General features: G+C 46.3%; 14 protein-coding genes. 7 read left to right on the forward strand and 7 right to left on the reverse strand.

Annotated features, from left to right (window positions below):
* On the reverse strand, nucleotides 1–293 hold a 293-nt coding region (locus GY843_RS19510; RefSeq protein ID WP_297312187.1), incomplete at its 3' end, for a response regulator.
* 152 nt (nucleotides 294–445) lie between these two features.
* Nucleotides 446–1,594 (reverse strand): Do family serine endopeptidase, encoded by a 1,149-nt coding sequence (locus GY843_RS19515; RefSeq protein ID WP_297312188.1) that lies wholly within the window; start codon nucleotides 1,592–1,594, stop codon nucleotides 446–448.
* A gap of 86 nt (nucleotides 1,595–1,680) precedes the next feature.
* On the opposite strand from GY843_RS19515, the gene GY843_RS19520 reads away from it, so the two are divergent.
* Nucleotides 1,681–2,442, forward strand: coding sequence for a Nif3-like dinuclear metal center hexameric protein (locus GY843_RS19520; RefSeq protein ID WP_297312190.1), 762 nt, complete (start codon nucleotides 1,681–1,683; stop codon nucleotides 2,440–2,442).
* Nucleotides 2,443–2,490: 48 nt separating this feature from the next.
* Here the strand turns inward: GY843_RS19520 and GY843_RS19525 are convergent, their stop codons facing one another.
* Nucleotides 2,491–3,018, reverse strand: coding sequence for a DUF1043 family protein (locus GY843_RS19525; protein WP_297312192.1), 528 nt, complete (start codon nucleotides 3,016–3,018; stop codon nucleotides 2,491–2,493).
* Nucleotides 3,019–3,213: 195 nt separating this feature from the next.
* Nucleotides 3,214–3,951: a FadR/GntR family transcriptional regulator gene (locus GY843_RS19530; RefSeq protein WP_297312193.1), complete on the reverse strand. Its 738-nt coding sequence runs from the start codon at nucleotides 3,949–3,951 to the stop codon at nucleotides 3,214–3,216.
* 129 nt (nucleotides 3,952–4,080) lie between these two features.
* On the opposite strand from GY843_RS19530, the gene GY843_RS19535 reads away from it, so the two are divergent.
* The gene (locus GY843_RS19535) at nucleotides 4,081–5,064 is read left to right on the forward strand and encodes an MDR family oxidoreductase (RefSeq protein WP_297312194.1); all 984 of its coding nucleotides are present in this window, start codon (nucleotides 4,081–4,083) and stop codon (nucleotides 5,062–5,064) included.
* 69 nt (nucleotides 5,065–5,133) lie between these two features.
* Here GY843_RS19535 and GY843_RS19540 read toward each other — a convergent pair whose 3' ends face one another.
* Nucleotides 5,134–6,312: an NnrS family protein gene (locus GY843_RS19540; protein ID WP_297312195.1), complete on the reverse strand. Its 1,179-nt coding sequence runs from the start codon at nucleotides 6,310–6,312 to the stop codon at nucleotides 5,134–5,136.
* 230 nt (nucleotides 6,313–6,542) lie between these two features.
* Between GY843_RS19540 and GY843_RS19545 the strand changes: the two genes are divergently transcribed.
* Nucleotides 6,543–8,090: an HDOD domain-containing protein gene (locus GY843_RS19545; protein ID WP_297312196.1), complete on the forward strand. Its 1,548-nt coding sequence runs from the start codon at nucleotides 6,543–6,545 to the stop codon at nucleotides 8,088–8,090.
* Nucleotides 8,091–8,397: 307 nt separating this feature from the next.
* On the opposite strand, the gene GY843_RS19550 is transcribed toward GY843_RS19545, so the two are convergent.
* Entirely contained in the window at nucleotides 8,398–8,982 is a 585-nt protein-coding gene (locus tag GY843_RS19550; protein ID WP_297312198.1) for a YecA family protein, read from the reverse strand.
* 107 nt (nucleotides 8,983–9,089) lie between these two features.
* Here GY843_RS19550 and recQ point away from each other — a divergent pair, with 107 nt between their 5' ends.
* Genes recQ through GY843_RS19565 form a run of 3 tightly spaced genes read left to right on the forward strand, consistent with a single transcriptional unit; the run spans nucleotide 9,090 to nucleotide 12,455 of the window.
* A complete protein-coding gene (recQ, locus tag GY843_RS19555) occupies nucleotides 9,090–11,213 on the forward strand; it encodes a DNA helicase RecQ (RefSeq protein ID WP_297312199.1) in 2,124 nt (707 codons plus the stop codon).
* Nucleotides 11,210–11,641: a VTT domain-containing protein gene (locus GY843_RS19560; RefSeq protein ID WP_297312200.1), complete on the forward strand. Its 432-nt coding sequence runs from the start codon at nucleotides 11,210–11,212 to the stop codon at nucleotides 11,639–11,641. Before recQ ends, GY843_RS19560 begins: the two co-directional genes overlap by 4 nt.
* Before the next feature lie 19 nt (nucleotides 11,642–11,660).
* Nucleotides 11,661–12,455, forward strand: a complete 795-nt coding sequence (locus GY843_RS19565) for a hypothetical protein (protein WP_297312202.1) — start codon at nucleotides 11,661–11,663, stop codon at nucleotides 12,453–12,455.
* A 10-nt stretch (nucleotides 12,456–12,465) separates the two neighbouring features.
* Here the strand turns inward: GY843_RS19565 and GY843_RS19570 are convergent, their stop codons facing one another.
* Nucleotides 12,466–12,948, reverse strand: a complete 483-nt coding sequence (locus GY843_RS19570) for a DUF302 domain-containing protein (protein ID WP_297312204.1) — start codon at nucleotides 12,946–12,948, stop codon at nucleotides 12,466–12,468.
* Nucleotides 12,949–13,054: 106 nt separating this feature from the next.
* Here GY843_RS19570 and ttcA point away from each other — a divergent pair, with 106 nt between their 5' ends.
* The gene (gene ttcA, locus GY843_RS19575; RefSeq protein WP_297312206.1) at nucleotides 13,055–14,005 is read left to right on the forward strand and encodes a tRNA 2-thiocytidine(32) synthetase TtcA; all 951 of its coding nucleotides are present in this window, start codon (nucleotides 13,055–13,057) and stop codon (nucleotides 14,003–14,005) included.
* The last annotated feature ends 87 nt before the right edge of the window (nucleotides 14,006–14,092 follow it).

The following is a 14,092-nucleotide window of genomic DNA, read 5'->3' on the forward strand; positions in this document are numbered from 1 at the left end:
GCCTCTGAGCGTTCTTTAGTGCTTTTCTGAATATTAGCAGTGAACAGGCCGATTTTTGAATCAGCCTGTTTTTCCCGTAGCAGTGGGTATGCATCTAAACCAGTCATTCCTGGCATATTATGATCAAGAGTTATGTAATCAAATGCCTGTTCGTCACAGAGAGCCAAGGCTTCCTCAGCATTAGCAGCTTCCAGAATTAACCAGTTCGCGTGATGTGTACTGATTATTTTGGAAATCATCATTCGAGTAAGGCGGCTGTCATCTACAACCAAAACACTTCTTACAACATCCATTCTTTCACCAGCATAGATAAATGGTATTGGGTTGTGAGTTATATCCGGGAGAATTAATGATTATTTTTCTCTGTCCCGAGAGAAGGAAACAATACATTGGAAGTTAAACAGATATTCCAGCCATAATCTAGCCCACGTCTCCTTTAACTTCTCTAATTCCTACTTCTTGGGCGCTCCCCAACTACAGGGTGAAGGTCAATTTCTTTGCCTTCCCTCAATACCTTAATGTTAATTGTTGCTCCAGGGCGTATCCGAGCAATCTGAGTCATGGATTTTCTACCATCCATGATCGCTTTGTCATTGATTGAGAGCATAATATCACCCGGTTGTAGCCCCCCAAGGTGCGCAGGACCGTTGCGGAAGACTCCTGCCACAATAAGTCCCTGCATTTTGCTCAGGCCAAATGATTCCGCTAACTCAGGTGTTAGTTCTTGAATCTCAATTCCCAGCCAGCCTCGGATTACTCGGCCGTGCTGAATCAAGTCCTGCATCACTTGCTTGGTTAGAGTGGAGGGTATGGCAAAGCCAATGCCCTGAGAGCCGCCAGATTTAGAGAAAATTGCAGTGTTAATGCCGATCAGATTGCCGTAGGCATCAATCAGGGCTCCACCTGAGTTACCAGGGTTGATGGCCGCATCGGTTTGAATAAAGTCTTCGTATGTATTGATGCCAAGACTGTGGCGCCCTGTTGCACTGATAATACCCATAGTAACGGTCTGGCCGACCCCAAAAGGGTTGCCTATCGCCAGCACTACATCCCCTACACGTATATTGTCCGAGTGGGTCAGTGTGATGCTAGGAAGGTTATCTAGCTTAATTTTTAGTACGGCAAGATCTGTTTCAGGATCTGTACCGATGACTTCAGCCATTGCCTCTCTACCATCGCGGAGGGCAACAACAATGCTATCTGCGCCGTTGATGACGTGGTTATTAGTCACGATGTATCCCTGTTCACTCAGAATAACACCGGAACCCAGACTGGATTGTACGCGCTCGCGTTGTGGAATACTGTCTGCGTCGAAGAAGTTGCGGAAAAAAGGGTCATCAAACAGAGGATGAATCTTTTGACGCACAATAGTTCTTGTATAAATGTTAACAACTGCTGGGGCCGCTAACTCCACCGCTTCTGCATAGGATACAGGACCATTGCCCAAGCTAGCTTGATGCGGTCTGTGAGTTTCCTTTATTTGGATGGCTGGTGGTGTAGATGAGCCCAGCAATCCAGGAAAAAATTGTAGTAAGAGCACCGCTACCAGTATTCCTGATAGAACAGGCCAGAAAAGAAAATTAAATTTACGCATCTATTTTTGCAGCTGCTGTAGTCGAAAACCCAAAAAGAATCATAGAATTATACGATCTCCAGCAGCTTTGTGAATGGGAAAAAAGAATGGCAGTTGATCTTAAAGAGTTTATTTCGTATCTGAACGAACGTCTGGAACCTGAAATGTTCAGGGATTACTGCCCTAATGGCCTTCAGATCGAAGGTAAAGGGAGTATTTCCAAGCTTATTACGGGGGTTACGGCTTCTCAGGCACTGATTGATCAGGCGGTACGGGAGAAGGCCGACGCAATACTCGTACACCATGGTTTCTTCTGGAAGGGAGAGGACAGCTGTATAACTGGAGTAAAAAAGCGCCGGATACAAGCTTTATTGGAAAATGATATTAGCCTCATTGCTTATCACTTGCCTTTAGATGCCCATCCAGAAATTGGAAATAATGCTTGTCTGGCAAAACTTCTGGGTATCAATATCACAGGTGGATTGGAACCTGGTAATCCCAGAAGTGTTGGCAATGTAGGGGAGTTGGAACAGACCATCTCTGTTGAGGAGTTTTCTGACAGGATCAGCGCAGCGCTAAATCGAGAACCTTTGCTCATTAGTGGAGGAGAGCACCTGATCAAAACTGTTGCTTGGTGTAGTGGCGGCGCGCAAGGCTATATTGAAAAAGCAATTGCTCAAGGTGTGGATGCGTACCTATCGGGCGAAATATCGGAGCCAACAGTTCACCACGCACGTGAGAATGGCATCCATTACTTTGCAGCTGGGCATCATGCTACGGAGCGTTATGGTGTTCAGGCTTTGGGTGAAGAGTTGGCGCTGCATTTTGGTATACAGCACCAGTATGTGGAGATTGATAATCCGGTTTAAGTAAAGCCGGATTATCCTATTCGTTAAGCACTATTAGTTAGGAGGCAGTTAGGCTGTCGCTTTTTCCTCTTTAGGAGGTGTCGCATCAGCCGGTGCGGTAGCTTCCTCTTCCGCTTTTTCATCTTCTTTCAAACCGAAAGTTTCTGATAATGTACCTTCTTCATCCGGGCTCTTCGGCGCATAGTCGCGAGGAGGTTCAGAAGACTCTGCCGTTTTTTCTTGTTCTTCCTTCGGAGCTGCTTCCTCTTCCTGAGAATCATCCTCTAGCTTAGCCTGCATTGATGCAGGTTCCAGGGCTATATCAACTGTGCCTGGCTGGCAAAGGCCTTGTGCACCCGTTGCTAAATGTTGATGTACTTCCTGATAGCTGTTGGTCAGGTTATTAACAAGCTCAGCGGTTTTTTCAAAATGGGAGTTTACTTCAGATTTGTAATTCTCCAGCTCTTTTTTGGTGTCCTCCAACTGTTCAGACAGTTCAGCCTGGCGGTTGCTGTTTCCACCTGAGCGGCCCATAAGAAAACCAATTACAGCGCCTACTACTAAGGCAACAATACTGATAAGCCAAATGTTTTCCACGAAGACTCCTTAAGCTTGTACGTAGTGTGAAAAAGTGTGAAAAAAATCAGTCGTAAAGAATAAAGCATACGCTGACTAATGCCCATAAACTTTGTCTGATTTTGCCGTCTGAGAAAGCAGTAGTGTATTGGCGATTAGTCGGCAGAGGGGGAGGAATCTGAAAATTAAGCCCCCAGCTTCTTGGTCGGTTGCGAATTATGATTTTGCTTTGTGATTTAACTGAGCTTCTTCGTGAAGCTGAGCAAAATAATCGATCTGTTCTTTCAGGATTGCCACACAGAGGTTTGTGTCCCGATCTTGAATCGCTTTTAACATACGCTTGTGTTGGTTGATGATGATCTCTCGTTCCCTGTAGTGATAAGCGATCATATTGGATACAGGTTGTAGAGCTTCGATCAGTGTATACATAACAAAGCTGAGCATACGGTTATGGCTGGCATCAGCAATAGCGCGGTGGAATCGCACATCAGCTGCACAAAACTCTTCAGGGCTGATACTTTCATCGGTTTGATGAAGCAACTCCTGCTGCATTTTCTCCAGATCCTGCTCTGAATGATTCTGACAGGCTAGCTGACAGCACAGGCTTTCCAGTTCCAAGCGGGTTGAACTAATTTCATCGAGGGAAATGTCGTTCATACTGACAAACAGCGTAGAGGCAGTGGTCAAATTGTCACTAAGTTCGTTGGCATCAAGGCGGTTAACAAATGTGCCCCCTGCAGGCCCTCGACGTGAGCGAATCAGGTTTTTGGCTGCAAGACGCTTCAGCGCTTCTCGGATAGTAGGACGTGATACCTGGAAACGCTTTGCCAGTTCATCTTCAGTGGGTAGGCGATCATCAGCTTTCAGGCTGCCATCAATAATAGCTTCCTGTAGTTGATCGGCAACCTGCTTGGATAAGCTAGCCTTATTTACCGGGGCGACTTCAAGGTTCACAGATTTTCTCCTGTCGAATTCTCTTTCTTATTCTACAGTTGAGAAACTGAAAGGGATATATTGATTTTTTAATTATATGATTTTATATTTGTATGACAAATAGATAAATAAGCCTAGACGGAGAAGAGCATGTTTAAAGCACTGGTATTAAATCAGGTTGAAGGTAAGACAACCGCTGCGGTTGAAGAACTGGAATTGAACGCACTGCCTGCTGAAGATGTGCTGATCAAGGTCGACTATTCCTCCCTTAACTACAAGGATGGCCTTGCTGTAACCGGTAAAGGAAAGATTATTCGTAATTTTCCAATGGTTCCGGGTATCGATCTGGTAGGTACGGTTGAGGAAAGTGCCGACTCCCGCTACAACAAAGGTGACAAAGTTGTGCTGACGGGTTGGGGTGTAGGTGAAAACTACTGGGGTGGTTATGCAGAGTATGCACGCCTGAAAGGAGATTGGCTGGTGCCACTTCCAGAAGGCATGGACCCAGTGAAAACCATGCAGATTGGTACTGCAGGTCTGACCGCTATGCTTTGTGTAATGGCGTTGGAAGAGGGTGGAGTTACACCTGAAAGTGGTCCGATTATCGTCAGTGGTGCTGCGGGTGGTGTAGGTAGTGTTGCGGTCTCAATACTGGCTGGGTTGGGTTACAACGTGACAGCTATCACTGGTCGCCCAGAGACTGAATCTTATCTGCGTGCGTTGGGTGCAAGTGAGATTGTTAGCCGTGAAGAGATGGCAGAGCCTGCCCGTCCTCTGGAAAAACAGCGCTGGGCGGGTGCTGTAGACACTGTAGGTGATACCATTCTGGCTCGAATCCTGGCTGAAACGGATTACAACGGCGTAGTAACTGCGTGTGGTCTGGCTGCCAGCTTCAAGCTGCCTTCAACGGTAATGCCGTTTATTCTGCGTAATGTACGCCTACAGGGTGTGGATTCTGTAATGTGCCCATTTGAGCGTCGTCAGGAAGCCTGGAAACGTTTGCAGACTCAGCTACCGGAAACATCTGTAGGTGAAATTGCACAGCTTATCTCTCTTCAGGATGTGCCTGAATACGCAGAGAAAATTACCAACGGTCAGGTCAAGGGCCGTGTTGTAATAGATCTGAATAACTAAGTTTTCATTAACTGAACTAAAAAGGGCCTCATTCGAGGCCCTTTTCTTTTTGTATTATCTAATGGGCACCTAACCGTAGACTCCATCCAAACGAGGTTTAATCAAAATAGCTGTGTATTTAACAAGAAATAGTAGCCATGCCAGTACCCACAGCGTTCCCGATAGGTGAATGACCGCCATATATGGGATAGGTAAAAGATCAATACTGGTTCTCAGAACTGCTGCGAATAGCATCAATGCAAATGCGAAAACCATTACTCGGTTTACTGCCAGTGGTCTGCCAGAGTGTCCCAGTGATACACGAGACATCATGCCCAATGTTAGGTTACCGATTGCGCCTACAGCTAAAGCGTGGAAAGCCGCTGACTGTGAAAGCAGTTCCAGCTGAGATAAACCAAACAGAATTAGACCCAGCGGTACAAATAGGTATCCGAGTTGCAAAATCCAGACTAAAGGAACTGCAAGAATTGCTCTGTTAAACCAGCCGAAATAACGAACTAGATTTGCCAAGCCAAGTACTAAACTGAAAACAGCCAAGGCTGTTGTAAACGGCAAAAGGCTTAGTAATAGCCAAATAATGCTCAGCGGGATGATTGCCTTTTCCAGTTTTTCATAACGTTTACAGCTAATGCCCTCAACTCCACGTTCGGTGAAGAAGGGGATGACTCTGCCTCCGATAATAGAAATAATCACAATCACCAGAAATAGCCCCAACTGGATTCCTTTTCCCGCAGTAGCTTCTGTCATTCCTAAAAGCTCAAGGTGAACTAGTAGGTTCGCTATGAAAAAACCAAGAAGTAGCGGTGCAAAAACCAGGTTCCTGTAATTTTTAGAGCGAATAATCGGAATAGCGATACTGACTGCCAACATTGGGGCAAAAGCCAGATCGGTAAAGGCTATTAAGTGCTCAGGAAGAGAAGTTACAAAAGGCATTAGCCGAGCTGCTACCCAGAGTAAAAATAAAGCAGCTAAAGGCCAGCTATACAGCGTTTGGACATTGGTCCAGTTACGCACAGCGGTTAATAAAAAGCCTGCAATAATAGCCAGGGAGAAACCAAACAGCATTTCATGACTGTGCCAGAGGATTCCGCTGCCGTAGTAGTGAATTGCAGCGCCTTTGCTGAAAATGACCAGCCAGCTCACCAAAAGAAGAGCTGCTGCTAAAGCACCTCCGAGAAAAAAAGGTCGGAAACCCAAATTAAAAAGAGAGAACGGGTGGGGTTTTCTGTGTTCCTGTAGCTGAATCATAAAGAGTCACTTGTCGAGGTTGAGTATACTTTTTAGCAAGAATCTAATTATGTATAAAAAATACATTTTAATAAACCTGTTCTGATCATTTAAGAGGCTTCAGCCTGAGCCTTATCAATTTAGAGAAAGTTTAAGTAGGCTATCTTTGCCTTTCTAAACTAAGGTTTGACTATCTTAATGAAGAGTCATTATCTTTATTTCTCGTTCTTTCCGGTTATCAGTGAGAAATTATGAAGTACACAGAAACGCTGAAAAATATCCATAGCAGTCTTGATAAGTTAGGCGATTTGCCAATTTTCAGCGCCACTGTAAACCGTATACAGCAGATTAGTGCCTCAGAAGAGAGCGATGCGATGGCGTTGGCAATGGCCATTATGAAAGATACGAGCCTTTCAGCACGTCTATTAAAACTTGCTAACTCTTCTACCTACAACCGCGGTGCAGGAAATATCAGTGTTGTTTCTCGTGCAGTTGTGTTGATGGGGTTTAATCGGATAAAGAATATCTGTTTGACCCTTAAATTGATCGAAAACTTCCATGATGAACACCCGGATCTGGATGTGCCGGGCATGATGATGCGTCAGTTCCTCAGTGCTAATTTGGCAAAAGAGTTCGCTCTACATAGCAAGCAAAAGGTTGACCCAGAAGAAGCATATATCGCGGCACTCCTGTTTGGACTTGGTGAGATTATGGTGGCTTGTACCCTGCCTGATCAATACCGAAAAATGTTGTCACTACGCTCAGAGAAACAGACGACATGGGCACTGATCCAAGAGGAAGTGTTGGGGATGAGCTTCCATAATTTGGGGCAGGAAATAGCTGTAGGTTGGGGATACCCGAAAAGTGTGCTGAGCACGATGAATTATGTAGATCCATTAGATGTGGATGCAGATTCAGATTTGCTGGGAGCGTTACCCTCATTAACCAACGGTCTTATCCAGCAGCTTTATGGTCAGGACAGGCTTAGCGAGTCCTATTCTGATGTTATTGACGCGTTGTCCGAAGTGGGGGGGATGTCGCTTGATGATGTTGGTGAAACAACGCTGCAGTGTTTCCGCCAGGTGGCAAAGGTCAGTAGGGATTACGGTTTGAAGAGCCAAGCCCTTGTTCCACAGTTTATCGAAAGCGGAAATTCTGAAAAGGATGAGATGGTACGTAAGCTGGCTTTTCTCGCCCAGGGTGAAGTTGAGCTGGACGAAAAAGAGATGGTCTCTGCTGATGAATTGGAATCATCAATCCACGAAGTGAAACGCAGTAAAAAACAGCTGGACTATATGAACGATCTGAATGAGCTAATCACCTCTGGTCGGAGAATCCATGAGGTTTTTAAACTGGTCATTGAAGCGATTCGTGAATGTGCTGGCTTTGATCGAAGTATGCTCTGCCTGTTGAACTCATCCAGGGATAAACTTTCCGTGAAAATGATCGAAGGGGAGCATATTCAGAACCTTCAGGATTATTTTGAACGTTCCAAAAACGGTAAAGCGGATGACCTGTTCTTCCGTGTGTTGAATAAACAGGTGACTCTGTTGGTTAATGACCTTGATGAAGACGGTTGGGCTGACAGGCTGCCTAATATGTTTATCAAACAGGTGAAGTGTCAGGGATTTGTTCTGGTGCCTCTAACGATGGGCAATCGGGTTATTGGGATGCTGTATGCGGATAAACTGAAGGATAAAGGGGCCATGAGCGAGGAAGATTTTGGTACCTTCAACCAGTTTGCTACGCAAACCCGATTGGCGCTCATGTATGCTGAAAGCAGGTCTCAAAGTAGATAAACCTGCTTTCATTAATGGAGCTTTAGTGTAAAGCCAGGGCCTGTTAGCACTAATTCATTCATCCCTGTTGAGACTAGAAAAGCGTCAATCTAGGCAAGAGGAGAGAATTTAGTGGTTCTAAATGAACGACGAGTAACAACGAGTGACGCTTTTATAGCCTCAATCCGAAGGACTGGGGCCATTTATGCCCTCAACTTCGTTATTATTCGCTTATTTAGAATAACTAAACTACGCTCATGCTGCCTTGTTGAGAACAAAAATAGCCTCCAGCAGGGACGATGAAATTAGTGTTAACAGGCCCTAGTACTTACTTCTCTGGAGCATGGAAGTAGAGGTATAGGTCGATCAGCAGCTCAGGGATCTGAGCGCACATCTCTGCACACAGTTTCTCGTCGTCACGGATCTTGTTGATATCCGCTTCGTCGAACAGATCAGAGGCAACCATGACCGGTAGCAGCATCTCTGCTACATCTTGCTCAGTTTGTTTGTTGAACCATACTTCTTCCTGGGTAAAGACACCTTCCATAAAGGCCTGCGCCCACCATGCCAAAGGTGAGATATCTTCACCCTCTTCCGCATCAAGAGATAGTTCGCAAGGAAGTTCGATTTCACCATCGCTATACAGGTTGCCACCGATTTCACTATAGAATCGTTGCAGCAAGGTATTGATAGTCTGCTTCTGTTCTTCGGATTCCCACTTCGGCTCTTCATCGAATACCAACTCTTGCAGTGTGGCGTCATCCATTGGTGATGGGCTGATGTTAAGTGCAGAGAACAGGCCGTGTACACCGATCAGATCCAGGCAATCTTCAGAAACCAGATCGGAGTATAAAAAGCCATCCAACTGATCCAGTTCGGCATCAGAAAGAACATTTGCGGATGTAAGTGTCATTAAACTATTCCGTAAGAGATGAATTGCGCTGATTTTAGCTTGCTTCGAGGTTTTTAACAGCAACTAATTCAAGTGACTTTTACGCCCGCATTCTGGATAATCCGCCCATGATTCAGCATGCACAACAGATTCTTCAGGACGTATTCGGTTACGAACACTTTCGTGAGCCACAGGCAGAGGTGATTGAAACCCTTGTCCAAGGGCAGGATGCGTTGGTGGTTGTGCCAACAGGGGGGGGTAAATCTCTCTGTTATCAGCTTCCGGCTCTGATGCGACAGGGCACAGCAATTGTTATCTCTCCTTTGATTGCTTTGATGCAAGATCAGGTGACCGCGCTGTCCCAGTGGGGCATCCGTGCTGGTTGTCTAAACTCATCGATGGATTTTTCACTGATTAGTGAAACAGAACATCAACTTCGATCTGGTGATCTGGACCTACTTTATATCGCTCCAGAGCGTTTGCTTCAGGATCGTACCCTAAACTTGCTGCAGGAATCGCATCTGGCGTTGTTCGCTATTGATGAAGCCCACTGTGTCTCACAATGGGGGCACGATTTTCGCCCAGAATATCTGCAACTTAGTCGCTTGGCGCAGTTGTTTCCGCAAGTACCAAGAATCGCCCTGACAGCTACGGCGGACCAGCGAACTCAACAGGAGATTGTTGAGCGCTTGGCGCTCAGTAATCCAGCCCAGTTTATTCAAGGCTTTGACCGTCCCAATATCCGCTATCGGATCGGGCAGAAAGACAGTGCCAAGAAACAGCTGCTGAAGTTCCTTAAAGATGAACACCCAAAAGATTCCGGTATTGTCTACTGTCTCTCCCGTAAGAGAGTAGAAGATACTGCGGCTTGGCTGAGTGAGCAGGGGTTTAATGCTTTACCTTATCATGCCGGTCTGGGAGCAGAGTTGCGCAGCCATAATCAGCACCGCTTTCTCACCGAAGAAAACATCATCATGGTGGCAACCATCGCTTTTGGTATGGGGATTGATAAACCCAATGTGCGTTTTGTTGCCCACCTGGATCTGCCAAAGAGTATCGAAGCCTATTATCAGGAAACCGGACGTGCTGGACGTGATGGTATGCCTGCCGATGCCTGGATGGTTTATGGTCTGCAGGATGTAATGTTCCTGCGTCAGATGCTGGAAGGTTCCAACGCACCCGCTGAACAGAAAGTGGTTGAGCGGCAGAAGCTGGAAGCGATGTTAGGGTTGTGTGAGATTACTACTTGCCGCCGCCAGGTTTTGCTCAGCTATTTTGGAGAAAACGAGCATAAACCTTGCGGTAACTGTGATACCTGTCTTGAGCCGGTGCCAATGTGGGACGGTACCGAAGCCGCGCGGAAGGCGCTATCTGCGGTTTATCGTTCTGGCCAGAGTTTTGGTGTTAACCACGTCGTGGATATTCTGCTGGGCAAAAGTAATGAAAAGAGTGACCGCTTTCAGCACCACAAACTTTCTACCTGGGGTATAGGTAAAGATCTGGATAAGAATCAGTGGCGTTCCGTTTTCCGCCAACTGGTTGCACGTGGTTTGTTAGGGGTTAACGTTGATCAGCATGGTGTTTTGCATCTGACTGAGAAATGCCGGCCGCTGTTACGCGGTGAAGAGAGTATTCAGCTACGTAAAGATCAGCGCCAGCATACACCGTATCGTAAGAATCAGGTGCCGCAGAGCAAACTGGAAGCTGAAGATTATGCGCTATGGAATGATCTTAAAGCATTGCGCAAGAGCCTTTCTGACGAGCAGGATGTGCCACCATATGTCATTTTCCATGATGCGACTCTAATGGAAATGGTGATGTACCGCCCGCAGACATCGGATCAGTTCCGTCGTTTGAACGGGGTGGGTGAGCGTAAGCTGGATCTGTACGGTGCTGAGTTCATTGCCGTCATAGAGGAGCATGAAAACCCATCTGAGCAAGAGGTTGCTTCTCAGGCTCAGGAATCGGTTTTGCTCTACAAAAGTGGCATGACGGTGGAACAAATTAGTCGCCAACAGCACCTCTCTGCCAATGCTATCTATGCACACCTTGCCCAGGCAATTCAGAATAAAGAGCTGGATGTCACTGAAGTAGTGGCTTTACCCGAGGCTGAATTCAGTAATATCGAACAGACAATGCTGGAGTGCCAGACTGAGTTTGGCCAGGCCCTTAAACCCGTTTATGAAGCATTAGCCGGTGCTTATGAGATGGGTGTGCTGCGTTGTATCAAAGCAGGTTTGGAAACTCAGTGACCTTTTTCTCAGATGAGTCGTTGAGTCTAACAGCACTATTTTTCAGTGGTTTTATCTCTGCCACACTGTTGCCCGGTGGATCTGAGGTCATACTGGCTTGGCAGCTATCAGAAGGGGTAAATAATCCCTGGAGCCTCTGGCTTGCAGTCACTGCGGGTAATGCGCTGGGTGGGATCGTTACCTTTCTTATGGGCTGGGCGATTGCTCATTACTGGCCACTAAAAAGTTTAGATAAACCAAGACAACAGCAGGCCAAGCGGTGGTTGGAATCATACGGCCCCTTTGCGTTGCTTCTTTCTTGGTTACCACTGATCGGAGATCCCCTCTGCCTGATAGCGGGTTGGTTAAAAACCCGTTTTCTTTTAAGCCTGTTAATGATTACACTCGGAAAAGCAGTTCGTTACCTGATTATTGTGGGTCTGGTTTGATTCGAGGTGATGGAGGCTTATGCCGCATCGAAGTTTCTGGGGACGTTTACGCTTAATCCTACTCATTCTTCTGCTGTTGATTGTGTCACTCAACAGTTTTCTTTCCCGTGTCCGGTCAACTGACTGGCAGGATTCTCTTTGGCTGGTGGTTTATCCGATCAATGCGGACCAGCGAGCTGATACTCAGCTATATATCGATGCCCTGCAAGAGGATCATTTTGATGATATTGAACAGTTTCTCAGCCGCGAAGCATTGCGTTATGGTATTTCGGTAGAAGAACCGATCCGGGTTTTTCTTGCGCCAGAAATATTAGAACAGCCTCCATTGCCACCACGTGAGCTAAGTATTCTGCAAAGTGTTATATGGAGTCTGAAGCTTCGTTTTTGGGCCTGGCAGAATGATAGCTGGCAGGAGGATATTGCACCGGATATCAAGATCTACCTGCGTCTCTTTTCTCCTCATAACAGGCAGGTATTGGAACATTCCCTTGGGTTACAGAAAGGGATGATCGGAGTGGTCAACGGTTTTGCCAGTGTGGATTATCAGGCTCAGAATAACTTTGTAACTGTACATGAAATTATGCACACCCTTGGCGCTAGCGATAAATACGAGGTTGGTAATAACCAACCGATATGGCCTGAAGGTTATGCTGACCCCTACCAGAAACCGGTGTTACCCCAATATAGAGCTGAAGTGATGGGCGGACGGGTACCTCAATCAAAAGGCTTTTCACTGATCCCGGAAAGTTTAGAACAAGTTGTTGTCGGGCCAAAAACAGCACAGGAGGTAAACTGGATTCAGCCCGAAGGATGATTTCTACAGGTTATTTCGCGCCTGACTCCCGTAGCGCTTTTTCGATATCGCTCTCCAGTTCCTGCAGAATATCCTGAGCAGGGCTGTCAGGCTTAAGCTGGCTGGGGCGTAGGAACATCAGTTGTGTGGTGTTCTGTTTATGCAGCAGGGTTACCGAAAGGGGGCACAAAGCTGCCATCTCAGGATCTTTATTAATCACCTGATTAACATACCAAGGGTTGCAGAAAACCAGACTACGGATCTCTTCAAAACCATTGCGGTTATAGTCATCCCCCCAGCGCTCTTTGAAGTTGGATATGGAACCACCAATATTGGGTTCAAACACTACATAAAAGCGTTTGTTTTCCAGTGCTTGGGAAACTTTGTCATAGTTGCTGGAAAAGTCACCTTCGAGTTTCAGCTTTAGTACGGGTGACGCTTGTACCAGCACAGTGACAAAACAAAGTGTAAGAATCGAAGATATCTGTAACAGGTATTTACGCAAAGAGTTCATGGCTGACTCCTTTCAGATCTGGATCAAATTCTCTCAAGTGTATCATGGGGGAGCCTGTTGTATAATTCGCGCTCTTTTAAATACCCCAACGAAGAATCAATCCAGTATGACTTCCGAAGCACCGAAAACTGAACTGACCGAAGCAGAAATTGCTGAGCAGAAAAAGCAGAAAACCCGAATGAATAAGCTGCAGAAACGTCTGCGCCGTGAAATGGGTAAAGCTATTCAGGATTTCAATATGATTGAGGAAGGCGATAAGGTGATGGTGTGCCTTTCCGGTGGTAAAGACTCCTACGCCATGCTGGATATTCTGATGAACCTGCAGCGTAGTGCGCCTGTTAATTTTGAGCTGGTAGTCGTGAACCTGGATCAGAAGCAACCGGGATTCCCTGAGCATGTCTTGCCAGAGTATCTGGAATCGATCGATGTTCCTTTCCATATTCTGGAGCGGGATACCTATTCGGTCGTGAAAGAGGTTGTGCCGGAAGGTAAAACCACCTGTGCACTCTGCTCCCGCTTGCGTCGTGGCTCACTGTACGGTTTTGCCGAGGAGATCGGGGCTAACAAGATCGCTTTGGGCCATCACCGTGATGATATTCTGGAGACCTTGTTCCTGAATATGTTTTACGGGGGTAAGTTGAAATCGATGCCACCTAAGTTGGTGTCTGATGACGGTAAGAATATGGTTATTCGCCCATTGGCATACTCCCGTGAGAAAGATATTGCTGCGTTTGCCGAATTACGTGGTTTCCCAATCATTCCTTGCAACCTTTGTGGATCACAGGAAAATCTTCAGCGTCAGGTAATTAAGGAGATGTTGCAGGATTGGGATCGCCGTTTCCCTGGACGTATTGAAACTATGTTCCGCTCTATGCAGCACGTGGTGCCGTCGCATCTTGCTGATACAGAGCTGTTTGACTTTAAAGGCCTGCAGCACGGTTACCCACACGGTATTGTTCCCGGCAGTGATAGCGCCGTTCGCCCTGAAGTCGTAGCAGATCCAGCAGAAGCAGTGCAAAGCTTTAACCCGCAGAAGATAGACGTTCTATCTGTATAACGCTTTACCTCCTCAAATAGAATCAATGATGGATGTCTGAAATTGTCGGATGTTCGTCATTGATGACATTGGCTGTTCACGTAATAC

This window comes from Neptuniibacter sp., assembly GCF_024231755.1.
Lineage (GTDB): Bacteria > Pseudomonadota > Gammaproteobacteria > Pseudomonadales > Balneatricaceae > Neptuniibacter.

Coding starts and splice junctions, on each gene's coding strand:
- GY843_RS19515 (WP_297312188.1), bottom strand. CDS start 1,594: ATGCGTAAATTTAATTTTCTTTTCTGGCCTGTTCTATCAGGAATACTG.
- GY843_RS19520 (WP_297312190.1), top strand. CDS start 1,681: ATGGCAGTTGATCTTAAAGAGTTTATTTCGTATCTGAACGAACGTCTG.
- GY843_RS19535 (WP_297312194.1), top strand. CDS start 4,081: ATGTTTAAAGCACTGGTATTAAATCAGGTTGAAGGTAAGACAACCGCT.
- GY843_RS19540 (WP_297312195.1), bottom strand. CDS start 6,312: ATGATTCAGCTACAGGAACACAGAAAACCCCACCCGTTCTCTCTTTTT.
- GY843_RS19545 (WP_297312196.1), top strand. CDS start 6,543: ATGAAGTACACAGAAACGCTGAAAAATATCCATAGCAGTCTTGATAAG.
- GY843_RS19550 (WP_297312198.1), bottom strand. CDS start 8,982: ATGACACTTACATCCGCAAATGTTCTTTCTGATGCCGAACTGGATCAG.
- recQ (WP_297312199.1), top strand. CDS start 9,090: ATGATTCAGCATGCACAACAGATTCTTCAGGACGTATTCGGTTACGAA.
- GY843_RS19565 (WP_297312202.1), top strand. CDS start 11,661: ATGCCGCATCGAAGTTTCTGGGGACGTTTACGCTTAATCCTACTCATT.
- GY843_RS19570 (WP_297312204.1), bottom strand. CDS start 12,948: ATGAACTCTTTGCGTAAATACCTGTTACAGATATCTTCGATTCTTACA.
- ttcA (WP_297312206.1), top strand. CDS start 13,055: ATGACTTCCGAAGCACCGAAAACTGAACTGACCGAAGCAGAAATTGCT.